The organism is Streptomyces sp. SLBN-8D4, assembly GCF_049739545.1.
In the GTDB taxonomy this organism is placed as follows: Bacteria; Actinomycetota; Actinomycetes; order Streptomycetales; family Streptomycetaceae; genus Streptomyces; species Streptomyces canus_C.
The window spans coordinates 2402103-2423857 of the sequence record NZ_JBMGQC010000001.1 but is presented as its reverse complement, the minus strand read 5'-3'; the positions used below and the strand labels follow the sequence as shown (position 1 = coordinate 2423857).

The following is a 21755-nucleotide window of genomic DNA, read 5'->3' as shown; positions in this document are numbered from 1 at the left end:
CCTCACCACGTGTGCCGGGGCCGCGCCTTCCTGCCGAACAGCAGACCGCGCGGTTCCGGCGGCGGGATCGTGCCCGGCTTCAGCGGCCAGGCGAGCAGCATCCCGACGAGGAAGCCGACCACGTGCGCCGCGTACGCGACCGTGCCCGCGGCGGAGACGCCCTCGCCGGACGAGTAGAACGCCTGGAGCACGAACCAGAAGCCCAGCACCAGCCAGGCCGGCAGTCTCAGGGGCAGGAAGACCAGGAAGGGCACCAGGACCCACACCCTGGCCTTCGGATACAGCACCAGATAGGCGCCCAGGACACCGGCGATGGCCCCCGAGGCGCCGATCAGCGGATCGCTCGAGTCGGCGTTGAGCAGCGCGAAGCCGTACGACGCCGCGTAGCCGCAGACGACGTAGAACAGCGCGAAGCGCACATGCCCCATGCGGTCCTCGACGTTGTTGCCGAAGATCAGCAGGAACAGCATGTTGCCCAGCAGGTGCAGCCAGCCGCCGTGCAGGAACATCGCCGTCAGGACCGACAGGGCGGGGGACTTGTCGTAGTCCGGCGGGGCCACCACACAGCCCGCCGCGCCCTGCGCGCTGGTGCCGACCTCGCCCGTGGGGACGAGTCGCGGCATCTGATGGTGGATCAACTCCTGCGGGATCGCCGCCCAGTGGTCCAGGAACGCCTGGAGGTGGCACAGCTGCGACACGCTGCTGTCGCCCGCCACGGAGCCGGCCAGGCCGGGCGTGTACAGGAACACGAGGACGTTGGCGGCGATGAGCGCGTATGTCACCACGGGGGTGCGGCGCACGGGGTTCACGTCATGGACGGGGATGACCACAAGGAAGTACTGCCCGCGATGGGCCCGGCGAATCTGTGGGGTCCCGGTGAACACCCGCACGCACGCGTGCGTATGTCTCCTCAACCGCCCGCGGCACGGGGAAGGCGGGCCGCGGGGACTACGTGAGGAACAGCGATGAACGACCGTATTACTCCTCCGATGCACGCTCTTCCCGACGGCGAGGCCGAACTCTCCCTCGTGGTGCGACTGCCGTGGGAGGACGTGGCCAGGCTCGGTCAGGAGGCCGGGCGGCTGGCGTCCCAGATGCAGCGGCCGGTGACGCTCGACGAGGCGGTGAGCAACCGGCTCCGGTCCACCCGGTCCGCGGCGCACGCGAAGCCGGCCGGTGAGCAGCCCACCGCGATGCCCGCCAGCACCAGCGCCTCCGTCTCGGCGCTGCCGCCCCGGCCGCCCGCCGACCAGGCCCGCCAGGCCATCGAGCGGATCAACGGAACGGCCTAGCCCTCAGGAGCCCCGCACCTTCGCGACGGCCTTCCTGGCCGCCACCAGCACCGGGTCCCACACCGGGCTGAACGGCGGCGCGTACCCCAGGTCCAGGGCCGTCATCCGCTCCACCGTCATCCCCGCCGTCAGGGCCACCGCGGCGATGTCGACCCGCTTGCCCGCCCCCTCTCTCCCGACGATCTGCACGCCGAGCAGCCGCCCCGTGCGGCGCTCGGCGAGCATCTTCACCGTCATGGGGGAGGCACCCGGGTAGTAACCGGCCCGGCTGGTCGACTCGATCGTGACCGACACGAACTGCAGGCCCACCCGGCGCGCGTCCTTCTCGCGCAGCCCGGTGCGGGCGATCTCCAGGTCGCAGACCTTGCTGACGGCCGTGCCGACGACCCCGGGGAAGGTGGCGTAGCCGCCGCCGACGCCCGTGCCGATGACCTGGCCGTGCTTGTTGGCGTGGGTGCCGAGCGCGATGTGCCGCTCCTGCCCCGACACCAGGTCGAGGACCTCCACGCAGTCTCCGCCCGCCCAGATGTTCTCGTGGCCGCGCACCCGCATCGCGAGGTCCGTCAGCAGTCCGCCGTGCTCGCCCAGGGGCAGGCCGGCCGCCTTCGCGAGCGTCGTCTCGGGGCGTACCCCGATGCCGAGCACCACCACGTCCGCCGGATACTCCGCGTCCTGCGTGGCCACCGCCCGCACCCGGCCGTCCTCGCCGGTGAGCACCTTGGTCACCTCGGTGTCGTTGACCATGGTGATGCCCAGGCCCTCCATGGCCTCGTGCACCAGGCGGCCCATGTCCGGGTCGAGCGTCGACATGGGTTCGCTGCCCCGGTTGACGACCGTCACCTCGTAACCGCGGTTGATCAGCGCCTCGGCCATCTCCACGCCGATGTACCCGGCGCCCACCACCACCGCCCTGCGGCCACGCGCGTGTGCCAGCGTGTCGATGAGCCCCTGGCCGTCGTCGAGGGTCTGCACCCCGTGCACACCGGGGGCGTCGGCGCCCGGCATGTCCGGGCGGATCGGGCGGGCGCCGGTCGCGATCACGAGCTTGTCGTACGCGGTCCAGGACTCGGCGCCCGAATCGAGGTCACGCGCGCGTACCCGCTGCCGGTCGACGTCGATCTCCGTGACCTCGGTGCGCATGCGCAGGTCGATGCCGCGCTCCCGGTGCTCCTCCGGCGTACGGGCGATCAACCGGTCCGGTCCGGAGACGTCCCCGCCCACCCAGTACGGGATCCCGCACGCCGAGTAGGAAGTGAAGTGGCCCCGCTCGAACGCCACGATCTCCAGCTCGTCGGGGTCCCTCATCCGGCGCGCCTGCGACGCCGCGGACATCCCCGCGGCGTCGCCGCCGATCACGACCAGACGTTCCCTCGTGTCCCGCGTACGGCTCATGTTCATGCGAACACGCTACGAGGGCGGGGCATTTCAGTCCCGCTCGCCCCGCTCCTGCTCGCCTCCCGGGGCCTGCGCGCCGCCGGGGCCCTGCGCGCGTTCCGGGTCCGGGACGGGACGCGCCATGGGCAGCGGGCCCAGCGCGGTCGAGGCACCCGCGGGCGCAGGCCGGCGCGGCAGCCGGGGCCGGACGAGCCGCAGCCACACCAGTACGAGCAGCGCGATCCCGGCCAGGAACGGCAGCACCGCGGCCAGCGCCATCACGATCCAGCGCAGCATGGTCACGAACGCGTCCCAGCCGCCCGCCAGCGCGTCCACGACGCCGGGGTCGTCGTCCTCCTCGGCCTTGACGACCGGCGACTCGGACAGGGACAGCGTGATGGTGGCCAGGCTCGTGCGGTCCTTCAGGGACGCCTGGCGGGCCAGCAGCGACTCCAGGTCGGCCTGGCGGGTGCTCAGTTCGCCCTCCAGGGTCACCACGTCGCTCAGTTTGGTCGCCTTGTCCATCAGCTCGCGGATCCGCGCCACACTCGCGCGCTGCGTCGCGATCCGGCTCTGCACGTCGACGACCTGGTCGGTGACGTCCTGCGCGTTCGCGGTGCGCTCCATGAGCTTGCCCGCGCCCTCCAGGTCGGCGAGGACCTCGTCGTACTTCTCGACGGGCACCCGCAGCACCACCTCCGTCCGCTCCCGGCCCTCCTCGTCCCGGGAGGTGGACTCCTTGCCGACGAACCCGCCCGCGTTCTCGCTGGTGGTGCGGGCCGCGGCGAGCGCCTTCGGCACGTTCTTGACCCGCACGGTCAGCGTGGCGGTGCGGATGATGTGGTTCGCGGCGGGCTGGGGCGCGGTCGTGGCCTGCTTGCCGCCCGGGCCGGCCTCGGCGCCGGCCGCGCCCTTCTCGTCGGCCAGCGAGGCGGCCTTGTCGTCCTGGGCGAGGGCGCTGCCGTCGCTGCCGGAGTCGGCGCCCGCGCTGCACCCGGTCAGCGCGAGGGCCGCGGCCAGCAGGAGCCCGGCCAGCGCCTGGGCGGGGCGTACCGAGCTTCGTGAACGGCGTGAACCTGGTGTGCGCATGGGCGTTCCCCCGAGGGTCGTGAACAACTGACGCTCCTTCGACGCCCGAGGGGGCGCGGACGTTGGACTCCGGTGGTTCCGATGCGGTCACGGTCAGGACTCGTGAAGGACACCGGGCCGCCGGTGGACTGTCAGTGGGATCTGAGAGGCTGGGTCCATGAGCGGATCACAGGTCGTCGTCATCGGAGCCGGCATCGCGGGACTCGCCGCGGCCCACCGGCTGACGCGGTGCGGCGCGCGCGTCACCGTGCTGGAGGCGTCGGACCGTGTCGGCGGCAAGCTGCTGCCCGGCGAGATCGCGGGCGCGCGCGTGGACTTCGGGGCCGAGTCGATGCTGGCCCGCAGGCCGGAGGCGGTGGCCCTGGCGCGTGAGGTGGGCCTCGACGAGCGCCTCCAGCCGCCGGCCACCGCGACCGCCTCGATCTGGACCCGCGGCGCCCTGCGCCCCATGCCCAAGGGCCACGTCATGGGCGTCCCCGGCACCGCCGAGGCCCTGGCCGGAGTGCTGTCCGAGGAGGGCCTCGCCCGCATCGAGCAGGACGCCGAACTGCCCCGCACGGAGGTCGGCGACGACGTGGCGGTGGGGGAGTACGTGGCGGCGCGCCTGGGCCGGGAGGTCGTCGACCGCCTCATCGAGCCCCTGCTGGGCGGGGTCTACGCGGGCGACGCGTACCGCATCTCGATGCGTTCGGCGGTCCCGCAGCTCTTCCAGGTCGCGAAGACCCACGCCTCACTGACGGAGGGAGTCCGGGAGATCCAGGCGAGGATGGCGGCCAACCAGCAGACCGGGCCGGTGTTCATGGGCATCGAGGGCGGGGTGGGCACCCTCCCGCTCGCCGTCGCCGACTCGGTCCGCGCGCGGGGCGGCGAGATCGTCACCGGCGCCCCGGTGCGCGAGCTGCGCCGCGAGCCCTCCGGCGGCTGGAAGGTCGTCACCGGGGACCGCGTCCTGCACGCCGACGCCGTGATCGTCGCCGTTCCGGCCCCGGCCGCCGCCGGCCTGCTGCGCGCCGAGGCCCCCGAGGCCGCCACCGAGCTCGACACCGTGGACTACGCCTCCATGGCCCTGGTCACCCTCGCCTACCGCCGCTCCGACACGGACCTTCCGGCGGGCAGCGGCTTCCTCGTCCCGCCGGTGGACGGCCGCACCATCAAGGCCTCCACCTTCGCCTCCCAGAAGTGGGGCTGGATCGCCGACGAGAACCCGGAGCTGGTGGTCCTGCGCACCTCCGTCGGCCGCTTCGGTGAGACGGAGATCCTGGAGCGCGACGACACCGCCCTGGTGGACGTCTCCCGCCACGACCTCGAAGCGGCCACCGGCCTGGCCGCCACCCCTCTCGAAACCCGGGTCACCCGCTGGACCGACGGCCTGCCCCAGTACCCCGTCGGCCACCACGCGCGCGTGGCCCGCATCCGTGAGCACGTCGCCAAGCTCCCCGGCCTCGCGGTGTGCGGGGCGCAGTACGACGGCGTCGGCATCCCGGCCTGCGTCGCGAGCGCCCACGCGGCCGTGGACCAGATCCAGGGCGACCTGACCGCGGTGCGGGAGCTCACCGCCAACCCGGTGCAGAGTCTGCACGGCGGAGCGGGAGAATAGGGGCCATGAGCAACGACGCCCCCACCCCCGAGTCCGGCAGGGTCCCGAACAAGGGCAAGCTGGCCAAGGACCTCAACGAGGTCATCCGTTACACGCTCTGGTCCGTCTTCAAGCTGAAGGACGTGCTCCCCGAGGACCGCACCGGCTACGCCGACGAGGTCCAGGAGCTGTTCGACCAGCTCGCCGCCAAGGACGTCACGATCCGCGGCACCTACGACGTGTCCGGGCTGCGCGCCGACGCCGACGTCATGATCTGGTGGCACGCGGAGACCAGCGACCAGCTCCAGGAGGCGTACAACCTCTTCCGCCGCACGAAGCTGGGCCGCGCCCTGGAGCCGGTCTGGTCGAACATGGCGCTGCACCGCCCCGCCGAGTTCAACCGCTCGCACATCCCGGCGTTCCTCGCGGACGAGCACGCCCGCGACTACGTCAGCGTCTACCCGTTCGTGCGGTCGTACGACTGGTACCTCCTGCCCGACGAGGACCGCCGCCGCATGCTCGCCGACCACGGCAAGATGGCCCGCGGCTACCCGGACGTCCGCGCCAACACGGTCGCCTCCTTCTCCCTCGGCGACTACGAGTGGATCCTGGCGTTCGAGGCCGACGAGCTGTACCGCATCGTCGACCTCATGCGCCACCTGCGCGCCTCGGAGGCCCGCATGCACGTCCGCGAGGAGGTCCCGTTCTACACGGGCCGCCGCAAGGACCTCGGCGACCTCGTGGCGGGTCTCGCCTGATCAGCGAGTCGGCTTGCCGGCCGCCTTGCGCGCGCCGGCCGTCGGCTTCGGCTGAGGCTCGGGGTGCGGGGCGCACGCGGCGCGCCGCACCGGGAGGCGGCCCTCCAGCAGGTAGGCGTCCAGGTATCCGTTGACGCAGGGGTTCGGGCCGCCCGCGATGCCGTGCGTGCCCGCGTCCCGCTCGGTCACCAGCACCGATCCGGACAGCCGCCGGTGCAGCTGCAGGGCGCCGTCGTAAGGAGCCGCCGCGTCCCTCTCGGCGGCCAGGATCAGCGTCGCGGGCAGCTCACCGGGCCCGGTCCGCACGTCCAAGGGCTCCTGCCGGGCCGTGGGCCAGTACGCGCAGGGCAGGTTCATCCACACGTTGTCCCACGTCTCGAACGGCGCCACCCGCGCCAGCCGTGTGTTGTCCCGGTCCCACACCTTCCAGTCCGTCGGCCAGGGCGCGTCGTTGCACTCGACGGCGGTGTAGACCGCGCTCGCGTTCTCCGACTCCTTCGCCGCCTCCTGATGCGGCGCCGCCTGCTGGATCAGCGGCTTCGGATCGCCCTTGAGATACGCCGACAGGGCCTGCGCCCGATGCGGCCAGAAGTCGTCGTAGTAACCCGCCGACAGGAACGCCCCCTGCAATTGCCCCGGCCCGACCTTCCCGCCGGCCGGCTCGGCGGCCAGCCGCGCCGCCGCCTTCTCGTAACTGCGCAGCACCTCCTCGGACGTGGCCCCGAGGCCGTACACGTCGTCGTGCCGGGCCACCCATTCCCGGAAGTCCGCCCAGCGCCCCTCGAACGCGGCCGACTGGTCCAGGTTGTTGCGGTACCAGACCTGCTCCGGGGCCGGGTTCACCGCCGCGTCGAACACCATCCGCCGTACATGGGAGGGGAAGAGCGTCGCGTACAGCGCGCCGAAGTAGGTGCCGTACGACGCCCCCATGAACGTCAGCCGCTGCTCGCCCAGGGCGGCCCGCAGGACGTCGAGGTCCCGGGCGTTGTTCAGCGAGCTGTAGTACGGGAGAGCCGCGCCCGCCCTCCGCGCGCATCCGCGCGCGTACGCCTTCGCCTGCGCGACGTGTTCCTTCTTGTACGACTCCGAGGGGTGCGCCGGCGCCTGCGTGGGCGCCTTGAAGTACTGCTTCGGGTCCGTGCAGGACAGCGGCGCCGAACGGCCCACCCCGCGCGGGGCGTAGCCGACCAGGTCGTAGGCCGCGGCGAGCCCCTTCCACTCGGGCAGAGCGCCGATCAGCGGGAAGTACATGCCGGAGGCGCCGGGACCGCCGGGGTTGTAGACCAGGGCGCCCTGCCGGGGCACCCGGCGCTTGCTGTTGTGCGGGTCCTTCTGGGTGGCCCGCACCCGGCTGACGGTCAGTTTGATCTGCCGGCCGTCGGGGTGCGCGTAGTCGAGCGGAACGGACACCGTGCCGCACTGGACACCGCCGGGCAGGTCCTCGACCGCCGGGCAGGCGCCGAAGCGGACGCCGGCCGTCCCCGCCCGCGCGGCGGCGACCGCGGTGCCATGCAGCTCGGCCGCACCCGGGGCGGCCGGGGCGCCCCCGGCCGGTGCGGCGGCGAGCGTGGTCAGGAGCAAGGCTCCGGCGGCCGTGTGGAGGGCGGGAGCTCTCATGGGTGTCCCTTCGGTGCGCGGCAGCGACAAAAGGGATGTTTGGTTCGGCCGCGGGGGAAGGCAAGCACCGCCTCGCCGGTGTCGGCCCCAATGCCTCCGTGCGCCCCCGGGTGGGTTCGGTCGCGCCGGTGCCGAGGGCGGTGTTTCGCGGTGGGGGCGCCGATGATCGCCGCGGCGCGAGCCGAGCACGCCGCCGACCGGAGAGTGTCCCACCGCCGCAGCTCACGAGCCTGTCCCCCCGGAGGGTGCGGCGGGCGGCGGTGCGGTGAGCCGGGTGCGGGGATGCCCCCCGGGGTGGATTCAGTCGTGCCGGTGCGGGCGGCGGTGGTCCTCGCCGTGTCCGCCGGGGCGCTGTCCTCGCCGTTCCTCGTGGTGCGGGCCGTCGTGCTGCTCACGGTGGGCGAAGGCCGCGCGCAGGTCCGGTTCGCCGATCGCGCTGATGCCGCGCACCGCGACACAGGTGAGATACGTCCGCTCGTCCGTGCCGCCCGGGCGCCGGGTCAGGGTGCCCAGGAGCCGCTGACCCGCCGGGGACGCCCAGCGCGAGTACGGGTGGACCTCCATCCGCGCGATGGCCAGACAGCTCACGGTCAGCGCGAACGGCAGCGCGAACCAGAGGGCGACCAGATGCCGCGGCATCTCCGACGGGGCGGGCGTCAGCAGCGCGATCGCGCCCAGCGCGACGACGGCCACCGCGGCCAGCCGCACCTGGCGGATTCCCGCCGCGATGCCGGAGCGGGTGCCGGCGGGCACGGCGAGCCCCGCGTCCACGAGCCGGTCGGCGAGGCCGCGCACCGCCTCCGCCGAGGCCGCGACCGCCCGCACCGGAGCGATCCGGGACTGTCCCTCGGGCCCGATGGCCCCGATGACCGTGCGCTCCATCTCGTCCCGGCCGCGCGGATCGACGACGGTCGCCCAGCCGGTGTGGGCCAGCAGCAGCCGACGCTGCCGGGCCATGGAGACGAGCGTCAGATCGGCGACCCGCCGTGGGCCGCCGGACAGGAACGCGGCCTCGTAGAGCGTCAGATCGTGTCCCCGGGCATCCGCGTCCGCGTCCGCCGCGTGTACGGCGGCCAGGCACAGCCGCGTGCACGCGGTGCCGGCGGCGGCCCAGGCCAGCAGCAGAAGAAGAACCCAGAACATGCCGCGTTTCTATGCCAAAGGCTCCTGGCGGCGCCATGGGCTGTTCACGATCCGGACGGAGTGTTGTCGGTGTGTGACGTTCCGTTTGTCCGGAAGCGGACTACGACGGCACGGGCACCGGAGGTGGGCTGGAGGCGGCCGGGGGCAGGGTGAAGGTCGTGGCGTACGGCGACGGGGTGACCGGGACGACCCGGCCCGGGTCGGTCGTCGGGCCGGGCGGGGCCGGGGAGTTGGTGATCGGCGGGGTGCTGCTCATGGCCATGTCCCGGGCCAGGGCGCCGAAGTCGACGTACCCGGTGGCCTCCAGGATCTTGATGTGGTCCAGCACGGTGCTGTTGGCGTCGTCGGCCAAGGTGCGGACCAGGGAGTTCTGGGTGCCGGCGCGGACCTCGGCGACGACGGAGAACACCCTGCCGTGCGCGAGGCGCAGGATGTTGGCGAACTGGCGGTCGTAGTCGACGCCCTGGGCCTGGTCCAGGGTGGTGAGCCACTGCTTCTGCTGCTCGTTGGGCTCGTTGGGCAGGGCCAGTCCGAGCTTGGACGCCACGTCCCGCACGCGTGCGTCGAGGAACGTGTGCCCCTCCACGAGGTGCTGCCCCGCCGTCCGCACGGCCTGCGTCGTGCCCTTCTGCTGCGCCTGCTGGCCCGCGGGCAGCTCCCACAGCCCCGCGAGGCGCACCTTCGTGACGAACTCCCGGTCCAGCGCGGAGAGCGGCCCGTACGGCGTCGTCACGGTCTCGGCGTTGAGCACGCTCAGCCCCGTGCCGGAGCGGTCGGCGTACGACCAGATCGGGATGAGCAGGGCCACGAGGGTCGCCGTCAGTCCGGCGATGATGACGCCGGTGCCGGTGAAGATGCCTCGTCCCTTGACGGGCGGTCGCGGTCGCATGGTGCCTCCTGTTGCGGCACCGCACGCTAGGGGGTCTCAGGTGCGGGGTTGACATATTACTGCCGGGTCAATGTCCCCTTCCGCCGGGTTCGCCCGGCCGCGACGGCTTGGCCCCGGGCATCCGCGCCTGTCCGGGCAGCCGTATCCGCCGTGGGGCCCTGCGCCTGTCTGGGGCAGCCGTATCCGTCGTGGGCATCCGCACCTGTCCGGGGCAGCCGTACCTGCCGCGCCCCCCGCACTCTCACCCGCCCCCGCCCCCCGCACCCTCACCCGCCCCGGGGCGCCCGTACGCTCACCGCCGCAGCAGCGCCCGCCGTGTGGCCCGGGCCAGCCGGACCCCCGGCCTCCGGGACCTCGGCGCCGGTCCCGACCGCTCCAGCCACCACTCCCGCAGCTCCCGCCGCACCCGCGCGTCCCCCGGCTCCCCGCCCAGCAGGAGGTGCTCGGCGAAGTCCAGCGCATCCCGCCGATAGCCGTCGGTCATCGGTGCCCCCTGCGCATACGCCAGGAACGCCGGCCGGTAACCCGCCCCGAGGATCACGGGCAGTTCGGGCGCCACCTTCGCCACCACGTCCGCCCGCTTCCCCGCGAGCGCCCGCGCCTGCACCCCCAGCCGCACCCGGTCGAACCCCTCCGGCACCGGCGTCCCGGCCACGAGCGCGGACAGCAGCGCGGTCTGGGCGAGTGCGACCCGCTGGCGGGCGGGCTCGGTCGAGACGCTCGACGGCTCCGCGGCAGCGCGCCACGCACCGTCGGCCCGCGCCCCGCCCCCCTTCTCCACCGCTTCCCGGATCGCCGCCAACTCCCCCTCCAGCTCGGCCGGTTCGGGGAAGTTCTCGTCCCGCTCCAGCAGCACCCCCGGCGGCGAGACCCGGGACGCGAGCTCGGTGAGGATGTCGAGGACCGGCCGCGGAACCGGGTGGGCGTGGCTGTCGTGCCACACCCCGTCCCGCTCGAACCCGCCCGCGACATGGACGTACGCGATCGCCTCCAGGGGAAGTCCGGCCAGTGCCTCGGCCGGGTCCTCGCCGCGGTTGACGTGGTTGGTGTGCAGGTTGGCCACGTCGATCAGCAGCCGTACCCCCGTCCGGTCGGCCAGCTCGTACAGGAACTGCCCCTCGGTCAGCTCCTCGCCCGGCCACGCGATCAGTGCGGCGATGTTCTCCACGGCGAGCGGCACCGGCAGCGCGTCCTGTGCGATGCGGATGTTCTCGCAGAGGACGTCCAGGGCGTCCCTGGTGCGCGGGACGGGCAGCAGATGCCCCGCCTCCAGGCGCGGGGAGGCGGTCAGCGGGCCGCCCGCCCGGACGAACGCGATGTGCTCGGTGACCAGCGGCGAGCCCAGTGCCTCGGCCCGCTCGGCGAGCGCCAGGAGCCGCCCGGCGTCGGGCCGGTCCGCCCCGCCGAGGCCGAGCGAGACGCCGTGCGGCACCACGGTCACGCCACGCTCGCGCAGCCGCCGCAGCGACTCGGGCAGGTGCCCGGGGCAGACGTTCTCGGCCACGGCCTCGACCCAGTCGATGCCCGACATGTTCTCCACGGCGTCCGCGATCTCCGGCCGCCACCCGATCCCCGTGCCCAGTCGCTCCATGGTCCGTCCCCCTCCTCGGCCGCGCCTGCATCCGCTCCGGTCGTCGCCCCGCCCGGCGTGACGGAGGTATGGCCCCGGGGTCCGGGTCCGAACCGCGCCGGGGGAACGTTCAGAGCAACATTTGAGGTTCGCGGGGGTGGGGTCACCTGCCCGTCGCGGGCCACGCCTGCGGCTCGCGGCCCAGCAGCCGCAGTGTCTCCTCCAGCGGCCCGGTCCCCTCCGGAACCCTCAGCGCGGGCGCGAACGCGAATTCCGGGCCCCGCCCGGCCGGATCCGTGGGAACGCGCCGGGCCACGGCCAGCGCCGCGACAAGCACCTCGTCGGTGAGCCCGAGCGGCACCCCGAGCGTGGCCGCCACGTCCCACGCGTGCACGACGTAGTCGACGAAGTGAAAGCCGATCGCCGTACGGCCCGCGAACCCTCCGCCCAGCTCCGCCAGCACGAACTCCCTTTCCGTCACACCCGGTTCGGCGAACGCCGAGAGCACCGCGTCCGCGGCGGCGCGATGCGCCCGGCCGGGCTCGCCCACCTCCCTCTCCTCCCGCCAGTACTCCCGCTCGCCTCCCACACCCCGTGCCGCGGCCGCGAACCCGCGGTGCTGCGCGGTCATGTGCGCCACCAGCCGCCGCAGGTCCCACCCCGCACAGGGGGTGTCCCGTGCCCAGTCTCCGTCGTCCCCGCCCCGGGCCAGCTCCACCACCCGAGCGGCCTCCTGTACGGCGATCCGGTCCAGCGCGACGACGTCCATCCGAACTCCCGTGAAGTCGGTGCCCATGCCTCGACCCTAAAACTAGACGAACGATCGTGCTACTAGTTTGCGGGACCGGAAGGGCCTTGGCGACCAATCTGCCTCGGGCCTCAGGTCCGCAAGCGTGCGGCGATGCCCCGCCGGGCCCTGACATAGGGCGCGGTCTCGCCGTGCAGTACCGACATCGCGTTCGCCGTCTCCATCAACGCGACGACCTCGAAGGCGAGTTGCGCCGGATCGGTGTTCGCGCTCAGCTCGCCCGCGTCCCTTGGCCCGCTCGGCGCACCTCTCCAACTCCGCGAGCCAGGTGCGCTGTGCCTCGACGAGTGCGTCATGGACCGCTCCCTCGCGGGCGTCGAACTCGGCCATGACGCCGTAGAAGAAACAGCCCCCCGGGAAGACCCGCCGCTCCGAGTACCGGAGCCAGCCCTCGCACAGGTCCCGCAGCCGGGCGAGCCCTTCGGCCGCCTCGGAGGCCGTCTCCAGCACCTCGGCGACGAAAATCCGCGAGGCCTCCCGCACGGTCGCCAGCTGCAGCTCCTGCTTGGACCCGAACAGCGCGAACACCCCGCTCTTGCTCAGCTCCAGCTCCCCGGCGAGGCGCCCCACCGACAACGCCTCCAGCCCCTCGACCGAGGCGATGTCGACGGCCCGCCGCAGCACGGTCCGCCGGGTGCGGTTGCCCCGCTCGACGCGCCCGTCGACTTTGGTCACCGCAGTGCCGGATGGTCCGCGACGACCGTGCAGGAGCCGGGCGCGATCTCGGTGAAACCGGCGTCCCGGACCAACGGCAGCCCGCCGGCGGTGAGTTCGGCCCAGTGATCGGGAGCCGCGGTCCGTACGGCGAGCGGGAAGCCGGCGTCCCGCCAGGCGGCCCGCTCCTCGGCCGACAGTTCCCACCAGGCCAGTTGGGCGCCGTGACCGGCCTGGGCCATCGCCTTGCCGGCCGACATGTCGAGGTCCGGGCTGAGCCACAGCACGGGCACCGCCGGGTCCGCCGCCGCGGGCGGCTCGGGATCGTCCAGATCGGTACCGGAGACCTGGAGCTTGGCCAGCTCCTTGGGCCATCCGTCGAGCGGCACGGGCGGAAACACCCGTACCTCGGCCGACTTCCCCGTCACGGTGATCCCGGGCAAGGCCTCGGCCCGCCGCCACTCGGCCCCCCGGGCCCGCCGTACGACCTTGCGGATCCGCGCGTCCTGCCAGTCCCGCACCACCTCGGCCCACTCTCCGTCGCCGACCGAGCGCTCGTCGGCGAGCAGGACGAGAACGGCGCGGGCGGCGGTCTCGAGGGCGTCGGTACGAGCGGGCGGAGCGGCCTTCTCGATGCGGACGACCAGGGGCAGCACGAACTGGGGTGCCTGGTCGCGGGCGGTCGGTTCGGAACGGAAGGGGCTGTCGGTCGAGGGCGTCACGTCGTGGCTCACCCGCACAACCCTAAGGTCACCCCGAACAAGCCGTCCGCTGAGCCTCCTGCCACTCGCACACCGGGCACAGCGTGATCCCCCTGTACGACTCCGGATACTCGGTCGGCTTCCGGCACAGCACGCACTCCGCGTACGGCGGCTTCGGCTCGTCGCCGATCGTGCAGTGGTCCTCGCTCATCCCTCCAGCCTAGGACCCGATCAGCTCGGACACCTTCACGAACCGGAACCCCCGCGCCCGCAGCTCGGGCACCACCGTCCGCACCACCCGCTCCGTCGTCGGCGCGGCACTGCGCGTGCAGTGCATGACCACGACCGAGCCCGGCCGCACCCCCTCCAGCACCTGCCGGGACACGGCCTCCGCGTCCGTCGCGAACGCGTCCCCGCTCACCACGTCCCACTGCACGGCGGTCACGCCGACCGGGGTCAGCGCCTTCAGCGCCCGCCGGTCGTAACACCCGCCGGGGAAGCGGAAGTACGGCCTCGCGTCCGGCACCCCGGCTTTCCGGAACGCCGCGTACGCCCGCTCCACGTCCGCCCGCATCCGGTCACCGGAGACGGTCGGCAGCCCGTAGCAGTCGTCGGTGAAGGCGTAGTGGCTGTAGGAGTGGTTGGCGACCTCGAAGAGCGGGTCCCGCCCGAGGGAGCGGGCCTGGTCCGGGTACTCCTCGGCCCACCGCCCGGTCATGAACACGGTGGCCGGCACCTTCAGGGCGCGCAGCGCCGCGATCAGCCCGGGATTGTCGAAGTGCTCGCCGGCCGCGGCCCGCGGCCCCTGGTCCGCGGTCATGTCGGCGTCGAAGGTGAGCGCGACCGTTTTGCCGCGGTCACGGGAGCCGTTCTTGAAGACGGGGGTCAGGCCCCCGGGGCCGGGGGCGAGCGTGGGGGGTGCGGAGGTCGCGGAGGGGGCTGGGCGGGCTACCCGGGGGGCCTGGTGGGCCTGGTGGGCCTGGTGGACCTGGTGGGGAGTGGCGGCGCAGGCCGTGAGGGCGGCGCCGAGGAGGCAGGCGGCGGTGACGCGTCGTACAAGAGTGATCACCATATGAAAATATGGCGAACTGTCCTATTTGCCAGTCACCCCGGCCGTGACGTCACCCGCTCAGATGTCCCGCTGCTCCAGCGGCTTGGTCGCCGGTCCCTGGATCACCTTGCCGTCCGTGGCGAAGCGGGAGCCGTGGCACGGGCACTCCCAGGCGTCCTCGGCGCCGTTGAAGGAGACCAGGCAGCCCAGGTGGGTGCAGCGGGGGGAGAGGGCGTGGAGGTTGCCGTCGTCGTCGCGGTAGACCGCGAGGCGGTCGCCGTTCACCCGGACCACCGCGCCCTCGCCCGGCGGGAGGGACTCCAGCGGGGGTGCCGGGCGCAGCCGGTCGCCGACGAAGTGGCGGGCCACCTGCGCCTGGGTCTTGAGGAAGGTCGGGGCCTCGCGGACCGTCGAGCGCAGGCGGCGCGGGTCGTACAGCTCGCTCCACGCGCACTCCTCGCCGGTGATCTGGGCCGCGAGCAGGCGGCCCGCCATGATGCCGCCGCTCATGCCCCAGCCGCCGAACCCGGTGGCGACATAGGTGTGCCGGGCCCCCGGGTGCAGCGGGCCGACGAGCGGCACGGTGTCGGTGGGGTCGTTGTCCTGGGTGGCCCAGGCATGGCTGAGCTCGACGCCCGGGAAGTTCTGAGTGGCCCAGGCCGAGAGGTCGTCGAACCGGGCCCGGGTGTCGCCCGTGCCGGGGGTGAAGTGCTCGCCGGTGACGATGAGCAGCCGCCGGTCGGCGTCCCAGGGTGCCGTGCGTACCGAGCGGGTGCCCTCGTCCGGCGTGATGTACATGCCGTCCGGATCCCGCTCCCGCTCGATCGTCCCGGCGACGACCAGCTCGCGGCGCGGGGAGAGCCGGGTGAACAGCAGGGCCCGGTCGAAGATCGGGTAGTGGGTGGCGACCACGACGTCCCGGGCCGTCACTGTGGCCCCGGTGTCGGTCGACAGCCGGCACGGCTCGCCCTCGTCGAGCCCGAGGACCGCGGTGTGCTCGTACACGGCCGCACCGGAGGCGACCAGGTCCTCGGCCAGGGCCAGCAGGTACTTGCGCGGATGGAACTGCGCCTGCCCCGTCACCCGCACCGCGCCCGCCACCGGGAACGGCAGCCCGGTCTCCGTCACGAAGGACGCCGGCAGCCCCGCCTCCCGGCCGGCCGCCGCCTCGGCCCGCAGCTCCTCGACCCGGCTCGCGTCATGGACGTAGGTATAGGCACTGCGCTGCTCCCAGTCGCAGTCGACGCCCAGCTCGTCCGCGATCTCGGCGGCCCGTTCGACGGCCTCGCTCTGCGAGCGGGCGTACAGCCGGGCGCCTTCGGGGCCGCGGGTGCGGCGAAGCTTGTCGTAGATCAGGGTGTGCAGGGCGGTCAGCTTGGCGGTGGTGTGCCCGGTGACGCCGGCGGCCACCTGCCCGGCCTCCAGGACCGCCACCCGCCGCCCGGCCCGCGTCAGCTCCCACGCGGTGCTCAGCCCGGCGATGCCGGCGCCGATGACGGCCACGTCGACGTCGAGGTCCTCGGTCAGCGGCGGCCGGGGTCCGCCGGGTGCCGTCTCCAGCCAGTACGAGCCCTTGACATGCCGGTTCTCGGTCATGCGCCCCGAGTACCCCGGGATTCACTGTTCCAGCAGCCGCCGGCGGGCCTCCTCCACGTCGAAGTCCGCCTCCGGGTGGCGCGGGTCCAGCTCCGCCAGGTGCTCCAGGAGGAGTCGGCTGATCGCCCAGTTCCGGTACCACTTGCGGTCGGCGGGGATGAGGTACCAGGGGGCGTGCGGGGTCGAGCAGCGCTCCAGGGCCAGTTCGTACGCCTGCTGGTAGGCGGGCCACAGGGCACGCTCGTCGATGTCCGAGACGTGGAACTTCCAGTGCTTGTCCGGGCGGTCGAGGCGCTTGAGCAGGCGGTCGCGCTGTTCGTCGTACGAGATGTGCAGGAAGCACTTGATCACGGTGACGTCGTTGTCGGCGAGGGACCTCTCGAAGCGGTTGATCTCGTCGTAGCGGCGCTCGATCTCGTCGGTCCGGGCGAGGGCGTGGACGCGGGCGACGAGGACGTCCTCGTAGTGCGACCGGTCGAAGATGCCCAGCTCACCGGCTTGCGGGAGGGCCCTTGTGATGCGCCAGAGGAAGGGGTGCCCGAGTTCCTTGGGCGTGGGCGCCTTGAAGGCGTGGACACGGCAGCCGGCCGGGTTGAACAGGCCGATGACGTGCTTGACCGTGCCGCCCTTGCCGCTGGTGTCCATGCCCTGGAGCACCAGCAGGATCCGGCGCCGGTCGCCCGCCGTGCTCGCCGCCCACAGGCGTTCCTGCAGGTCGGCGAGCGGGTCGGCCAGCTCGGTCATCGCGGCCAGGCCCGCCTGCTTGTGAGAGGGGCCGGCCGGGGTCTCCCGGGGGGCGTGGGCGGCCAGTTCCACCGGCTTGCCGCCCGGTACGCGCAGCAGCTCGCGCAGGGCGAGACCGTCCCCGCCCTGCGTGCCCTTCTTCGCCTCGCGTGCCTTCGAGCCCTTCTTCGACATGGGGCACCCCTTCCGGTCCGGGTCCGGCCCCTCGATCCTGCGCCGGGGGACCGGGGCGCGCCAGCCGTCGTCCAGGCGGCTACCTGCGCCAGGGCCCCGTCACCGCGAAGGTCGTCCCGGGCGTGTAGCAGTTGACATACATCGTCTGCCCGTCGGGGGAGAAGGTGACGCCGGCGAACTCGCCCCATTCCGGCGCCTCCGGCGTGCCGCCCGCCGCGGAAGCGGCCGATGTAATGGCCTGCCGGCCGCGGGCCATGGCGTAGACCTCGCCGTGCCGGGTCACGCCGAAGACGTGCTGGGCGCCGTTGCCGTCCTCGCACACCATCAGGCCGCCGCTCGGCGCGAGGCAGATGTTGTCCGGGGACTCGCCGGGCAGCTGCACGTCGGTGTCCGGGCCGAAGACGATCACCAGGGTGAGCCGGCGCGCCCAGGGGTCGTAGCGCCAGATCTGCCCGAAGTGGTCGGCGCCCGAACCGTCGGCGCTGCGCGCGAAGGACGAGACGAAGTAGACGCTCCTCCCGCCCCAGTAGCAGCCCTCCAGCTTCTGGGCGTGCGTGATGCCCCCGGGGCCGAAGTCCTGGAGCCGGACGGGGGTTTCGCCGGCCAGCGGGTCCGGTACATCGACCCACTCGATGCCCTCGAAGCAGGCACCGGTCTCCTGGATCACCGACAGGTCCGGTACGCCGGGCACCCGCATCGCCTGGAGCCGGCCGCCCGCCCGCAGTGAACCGAGGCCGCCCTCGGGCCTGTTGGGCAGGAAGCGGTAGAAGAGGCCGAAGGGCTTGATGAAGGCGTCCTCGGTCTCGTACACGATGCCGCGTTTCGGGTCGATCGCGATGGCCTCGTGCTGGAAGCGGCCCATCGCGGTCAACGGGACCGCGCCACTGCGGTGCGGGTCCGTCGGATCGACCTCGAAGATGAAGCCGTGGTCCTTGGTGTAGCCGTTGGTGCCGGCTCGGTCCTCGGTCTCCTCGCAGGTCAGCCAGGTGCCCCAAGGCGTGGGCCCGCCCGCGCAGTTGACGGCGGTGCCGGCGATGGCGACCCGCTCCGACAGCACGTTGTTGCGGGAGTCCAGTGTGAGGGCCGTACAGCCCCCCTTGCCCGCGGGGTCGTAGGTCAGGCCCGCGACGGTGGGGACGGCGATGGCCGCGGTGGGGCGGTTCTCGTGGTTGCGGACCAGGTGGACGCGGCCGTGTCTGCCGGGCAGAGCGGTCATGCCGTCGTGGTTGGAGGGGACCTTGCCCTCGCCGGAGCGGAGCTGGTCGCCCTCGCGGGACAGGACCTTGTAGCTGAAGCCCTTCGGCAGGTCCAGCAGGCCCTTCGGGTCGGGGACGAGGGGGCCGTAGCCGGTGTGTCCGAGGGACTGGGCGGCGGCGGTGCCGGCGAAGAGCTCGGAGAGGGCGCCGGTGAAGGCGATGCCCACGCCCAAGGCGCCGGAACGGGCCAGGACCTGACGTCGTGTCGCTGGAGAACCGGACAGAGACATGGCGAAGCAACCTTCCTGCTGGCGGACAGGACTGTGACCTCGCTGTGTCTATCACCTGGGTCGGCCCGCGGGAACCACGCGCGTAGCGTGTCCCGGCCCGTCAGGTCCCGGTCGGGCGCTCCTGCGCCCGCTCCAGGAAGCGCAGCAGCTCCACCGGGAAGGGCAGGACGAGCGTCGAGTTCTTCTCGGCGGCCACCGCCACGACCGTCTGCAGCAGCCTGAGTTGGAGAGCGGCGGGCTGCTCGGACATCTGCTCGGCGGCCTCCGCGAGCTTCTTGGAGGCCTGGAGTTCGGCGTCGGCGTTGATGATCCGGGCCCGCCGCTCACGGTCGGCCTCGGCCTGCCGGGCCATCGACCGCTTCATCGCGTCCGGCAGCGACACGTCCTTGATCTCGACGCGGTCCACCTGCACGCCCCAGCCGACGGCCGGGCTGTCGATCATCAGCTCCAGGCCCTCGTTGAGTTTCTCGCGGTTGGACAGCAGGTCGTCCAGCTCGCTCTTGCCGATGATCGAGCGCAGCGAGGTCTGGGCCATCTGGGAGACGGCGAACTTGTAGTCCTCGACCTTGACCAGGGCGCTCGCCGCGTCGACGACCCGGAAGTAGACGACCGCGTCCACGCGCACGGTCACGTTGTCCCGGGTGATGCCCTCCTGGGCCGGCACCGGCATCGTGACGATCTGCATGTTCACCTTGTGCATCCGGTCCACGAACGGCACGATCGCCGTGAACCCGGGCTCGCGCACCTCGCCCCCGAGGCGTCCGAGGCGGAAGACCACCCCGCGTTCGTACTGCTTGACGACCCTGGCCGCCGCCGCGAGGTAGACGGTCCCGGCGGCCGCGGCCGCCACGGCCGCCGTCAACAGTTCCTGGAGCATTCCGGCCTCCTCGTCCAGAGGTCCGTATGTCTGCTCTTGCAACGATATGCCCGGTGCCCGGTCCGGGGCCACGACGGGCCCCCGGACCGGGCGGGGGAGCACTAGGCGGCGGTGGCCTTCGCCGGCTCCGGCTCCGTGACCCGGACCGGTTCCGTGCCGACCGCGCTGTGCCGCTCGGCCCAGTTCTCCAGGGCCGTACGGCAGGCGTGGTCCAGGTGGTGCAGACCGGAGAGGTCCAGTTCCACGGGCCGGTCCTGGGGGAGCGACTCCAGGCTGTCGAGGATCTTCGGCAGCCTGAGGAAGGTCGCGTTGCCCGACAGGTGCGCCTGGATCGGGCCCGCACCCTTGTCGACGATCTCCAGCTTGAGGTGCGAGGCCTCCCACGCGGTCTTGACGACCGACAGGGCAAGACCGATCAGCACGCCCTCGAACATGTTCACCGCGACGATCGAGACGGCCGTGGCCACCAGGATCAGCGCCTCACCGCGGTGGCCGCGCCACAACGTCACGATCTCCCGGAAGGGGATCAGCTTGAAGCCCGCGTGGACCAGGATGCCGGCGAGGGCGGGCAGCGGGATCAGCGCCAGCGTCGAGGGCAGCAGGGCCGCGAACAGCAGCAGCCACACACCGTGCATGACCCGGGACGCCTTGGTCTTCGCGCCCGCCTGGACGTTGGCGGAGCTGCGCACGATGACCGCGGTCATGGGCAGGGCGCCGAGCGCGCCGCACACCGTGTTGCCCACGCCCTGGGCCATGAGCTCCTTGTCGTACTCGGTGCGCGGACCGTCGTGCAGCCGGTCCACCGCGGCCGCGCTGAACAGCGATTCGGCGGAGGCGATCAGCGTGAACGCGATGATGGTGCCGAAGATGGCCGGGTTGGCCAGTTCGCCGAAGGCGTCCATGCCGGGCGGCTGGACGGAGGCCAGCAGGCCGTTCACCTCGACAGTGGCGATCGACAGACCGAAGACCTGGGTGACCAGGGTGGCCAGCAGGACCGCGGCGAGCGCGCCGGGCACGGTCTGCGCCTTCTTGGGCAGCTTCTTCCACAGCACGAGCACCGCGACGGTGCCCGCGCCGACGGCGAGCGAGGTGAGCGCGGTGGTGCTGCCGAGCGCGTCGACGGCGGCACCGGGCAGCCCCAGGATCTTGTCGATGCCCGTGGTGGGCGCCTTCAGACCGGCCGCCGAGTACAGCTGGCCGGCGATGAGCACGAGGCCGATGCCGGCCAGCATGCCCTCGACGACCGAGACGGATATCGCCCGGAACCAGCGCCCCAGCTTCAGGGCGCCCATGGCGAGCTGGATCAGTCCGGCGGCCAGCACGATCACGCCGAGCGCGGGCAGCCCGAACTCCTGCACCGCCTCGAAGACCAGGACGGTCAGACCGGCGGCGGGACCGGACACCTGGAGGCTGCTGCCCCGCATGAATCCGGTGACGATGCCGCCGACTATGCCGGTGACGAGGCCCAGTTCGGCCGGGACACCGGAGGCGACGGCCACGCCCACGCAGAGCGGGAGCGCGACCAGGAAGACGACCAGGGAGGCGGCGAAGTCCTGCCGCAGGTGAGGGTATTTGGTCATCATGCCGATCACAGACCCTCGAACGCGTCGGTCTCGGAGCGGTGGACGCGCACCGCGCCCGTGTGCACCTCGTAGTACCAGGCGTGCAGGGTCAGTTGGTCCTCCGCCAGCTTCTTGTCGATGAACGGGTACGACCTGAGGCGCAGCACCTGGGCCAGGACGTGGTTCTGCACGCCCTCGGCCACTTCCGGGTCCTCGACCGTGCCGGCCGGGCGCGGGGTGGCGTGGTTGAGCCAGTCGCGGACGGCCGGCACGGCCTCCAGGTCGTCGCCGCGGACCAGGGCGCCGACGGCGCCGCAGTGCGAGTGCCCGCAGACCACGATGTCGCGGACGCCCAGCACCTCCACGGCGTACTCGATGGTGGCCGCCTCGCTGGTGGGGTGCTCGGAGGCGTAGGGGGGAACGATGTTGCCCGCGGTGCGCAGCTCGAAGAGCTCGCCCGGGCGGGCGCCCGTGATCAGGGCCGGGACGACCCTGGAATCCGAGCAGGTGATGAACAGAACCTGGGGGGACTGGCCTTCGGCCAGCTTGGCGAACTCCTCAGGGCGCTGTCCGAACGTACGGGCGTTGTCGATGAGGGGCTGCATGTGGTGACTCCTCCTGGCGCGCCGTGGGGGCGCGTCGGGCTTACCAGGCGCGCCGAAGGGCGCGTCGGTTGACATGACAGGTGGGGGAAACAGAGGTGGGGGACTGCTCTGCTGTCAGCAGCGGAACACTTGAAGTGCCGCCGGAGTGTGCGCTGTCGAGGGTCTCGACAGGGGGAACTCGCCTGCTGC

General features: G+C 72.7%; 20 protein-coding genes and 1 pseudogene. 3 read left to right on the top strand and 18 right to left on the bottom strand.

Annotated features, from left to right (window positions below):
- Positions 1 to 2: 2 nt before the first annotated feature.
- Positions 3 to 830: a rhomboid family intramembrane serine protease gene (locus RKD20_RS10750; RefSeq protein WP_424883194.1), complete on the bottom strand. Its 828-nt coding sequence runs from the start codon at positions 828 to 830 to the stop codon at positions 3 to 5.
- Positions 831 to 965: 135 nt separating this feature from the next.
- Between RKD20_RS10750 and RKD20_RS10745 the strand changes: the two genes are divergently transcribed.
- Positions 966 to 1292 carry a hypothetical protein gene (locus tag RKD20_RS10745; protein ID WP_031044898.1) on the top strand — a complete coding sequence of 109 codons (327 nt, stop codon included), beginning with the start codon at positions 966 to 968 and terminating at the stop codon, positions 1290 to 1292.
- Positions 1293 to 1295: 3 nt separating this feature from the next.
- On the opposite strand, the gene RKD20_RS10740 is transcribed toward RKD20_RS10745, so the two are convergent.
- Positions 1296 to 2690 (bottom strand): FAD-dependent oxidoreductase, encoded by a 1395-nt coding sequence (locus tag RKD20_RS10740; RefSeq protein WP_424877534.1) that lies wholly within the window; start codon positions 2688 to 2690, stop codon positions 1296 to 1298.
- Positions 2691 to 2717: 27 nt separating this feature from the next.
- Positions 2718 to 3755, bottom strand: coding sequence for a DUF4349 domain-containing protein (locus tag RKD20_RS10735; protein WP_424877533.1), 1038 nt, complete (start codon positions 3753 to 3755; stop codon positions 2718 to 2720).
- A 157-nt stretch (positions 3756 to 3912) separates the two neighbouring features.
- Between RKD20_RS10735 and hemG the strand changes: the two genes are divergently transcribed.
- Both hemG and hemQ read left to right on the top strand, forming a co-directional pair.
- Entirely contained in the window at positions 3913 to 5352 is a 1440-nt protein-coding gene (hemG, locus tag RKD20_RS10730) for a protoporphyrinogen oxidase (protein ID WP_424877532.1), read from the top strand.
- Between the two features lie 5 nt (positions 5353 to 5357).
- A complete protein-coding gene (gene hemQ / locus RKD20_RS10725; protein ID WP_020122144.1) occupies positions 5358 to 6089 on the top strand; it encodes a hydrogen peroxide-dependent heme synthase in 732 nt (243 codons plus the stop codon).
- Here the strand turns inward: hemQ and RKD20_RS10720 are convergent, their stop codons facing one another.
- The 15 genes and pseudogenes from RKD20_RS10720 to RKD20_RS10650 all read right to left on the bottom strand — a co-directional run bounded on the left by RKD20_RS10720 (position 6090) and on the right by RKD20_RS10650 (position 21566).
- Positions 6090 to 7706, bottom strand: a complete 1617-nt coding sequence (locus tag RKD20_RS10720; protein WP_424877531.1) for an alpha/beta hydrolase — start codon at positions 7704 to 7706, stop codon at positions 6090 to 6092.
- Positions 7707 to 8006: 300 nt separating this feature from the next.
- The gene (locus tag RKD20_RS10715) at positions 8007 to 8849 is read right to left on the bottom strand and encodes a TIGR04222 domain-containing membrane protein (protein ID WP_424877530.1); all 843 of its coding nucleotides are present in this window, start codon (positions 8847 to 8849) and stop codon (positions 8007 to 8009) included.
- Between the two features lie 100 nt (positions 8850 to 8949).
- Positions 8950 to 9738: a DUF4142 domain-containing protein gene (locus RKD20_RS10710; RefSeq protein WP_424877529.1), complete on the bottom strand. Its 789-nt coding sequence runs from the start codon at positions 9736 to 9738 to the stop codon at positions 8950 to 8952.
- 292 nt (positions 9739 to 10030) lie between these two features.
- Positions 10031 to 11329 carry a DUF692 domain-containing protein gene (locus tag RKD20_RS10705; RefSeq protein ID WP_424877528.1) on the bottom strand — a complete coding sequence of 433 codons (1299 nt, stop codon included), beginning with the start codon at positions 11327 to 11329 and terminating at the stop codon, positions 10031 to 10033.
- A gap of 142 nt (positions 11330 to 11471) precedes the next feature.
- Positions 11472 to 12104: a TIGR03086 family metal-binding protein gene (locus tag RKD20_RS10700; protein ID WP_424877527.1), complete on the bottom strand. Its 633-nt coding sequence runs from the start codon at positions 12102 to 12104 to the stop codon at positions 11472 to 11474.
- Between the two features lie 83 nt (positions 12105 to 12187).
- Positions 12188 to 12824, bottom strand: a pseudogene (locus tag RKD20_RS10695) (TetR/AcrR family transcriptional regulator).
- Positions 12788 to 13504 (bottom strand): peptidyl-tRNA hydrolase, encoded by a 717-nt coding sequence (locus RKD20_RS10690; protein ID WP_424877526.1) that lies wholly within the window; start codon positions 13502 to 13504, stop codon positions 12788 to 12790. Before RKD20_RS10690 ends, RKD20_RS10695 begins: the two are co-directional and overlap by 37 nt.
- Before the next feature lie 16 nt (positions 13505 to 13520).
- Positions 13521 to 13682: a hypothetical protein gene (locus RKD20_RS10685; RefSeq protein WP_424877525.1), complete on the bottom strand. Its 162-nt coding sequence runs from the start codon at positions 13680 to 13682 to the stop codon at positions 13521 to 13523.
- Between the two features lie 9 nt (positions 13683 to 13691).
- Positions 13692 to 14543: a polysaccharide deacetylase family protein gene (locus RKD20_RS10680; protein WP_424877524.1), complete on the bottom strand. Its 852-nt coding sequence runs from the start codon at positions 14541 to 14543 to the stop codon at positions 13692 to 13694.
- 57 nt (positions 14544 to 14600) lie between these two features.
- Positions 14601 to 16118 carry an FAD-dependent oxidoreductase gene (locus tag RKD20_RS10675; RefSeq protein WP_424877523.1) on the bottom strand — a complete coding sequence of 506 codons (1518 nt, stop codon included), beginning with the start codon at positions 16116 to 16118 and terminating at the stop codon, positions 14601 to 14603.
- A gap of 21 nt (positions 16119 to 16139) precedes the next feature.
- On the bottom strand, positions 16140 to 17036 hold the full coding sequence (locus RKD20_RS10670; RefSeq protein WP_424877522.1) for a polyphosphate kinase 2 family protein: 897 nt from the start codon (positions 17034 to 17036) through the stop codon (positions 16140 to 16142).
- Positions 17037 to 17115: 79 nt separating this feature from the next.
- A complete protein-coding gene (locus tag RKD20_RS10665; RefSeq protein ID WP_424877521.1) occupies positions 17116 to 18522 on the bottom strand; it encodes a PhoX family protein in 1407 nt (468 codons plus the stop codon).
- A 100-nt stretch (positions 18523 to 18622) separates the two neighbouring features.
- Positions 18623 to 19399, bottom strand: coding sequence for a slipin family protein (locus RKD20_RS10660; RefSeq protein WP_424877520.1), 777 nt, complete (start codon positions 19397 to 19399; stop codon positions 18623 to 18625).
- A 101-nt stretch (positions 19400 to 19500) separates the two neighbouring features.
- The gene (locus RKD20_RS10655) at positions 19501 to 20982 is read right to left on the bottom strand and encodes a SulP family inorganic anion transporter (RefSeq protein ID WP_424877519.1); all 1482 of its coding nucleotides are present in this window, start codon (positions 20980 to 20982) and stop codon (positions 19501 to 19503) included.
- Between the two features lie 5 nt (positions 20983 to 20987).
- On the bottom strand, positions 20988 to 21566 hold the full coding sequence (locus tag RKD20_RS10650) for a carbonic anhydrase (protein WP_424877518.1): 579 nt from the start codon (positions 21564 to 21566) through the stop codon (positions 20988 to 20990).
- Between the last annotated feature and the right edge of the window lie 189 nt (positions 21567 to 21755).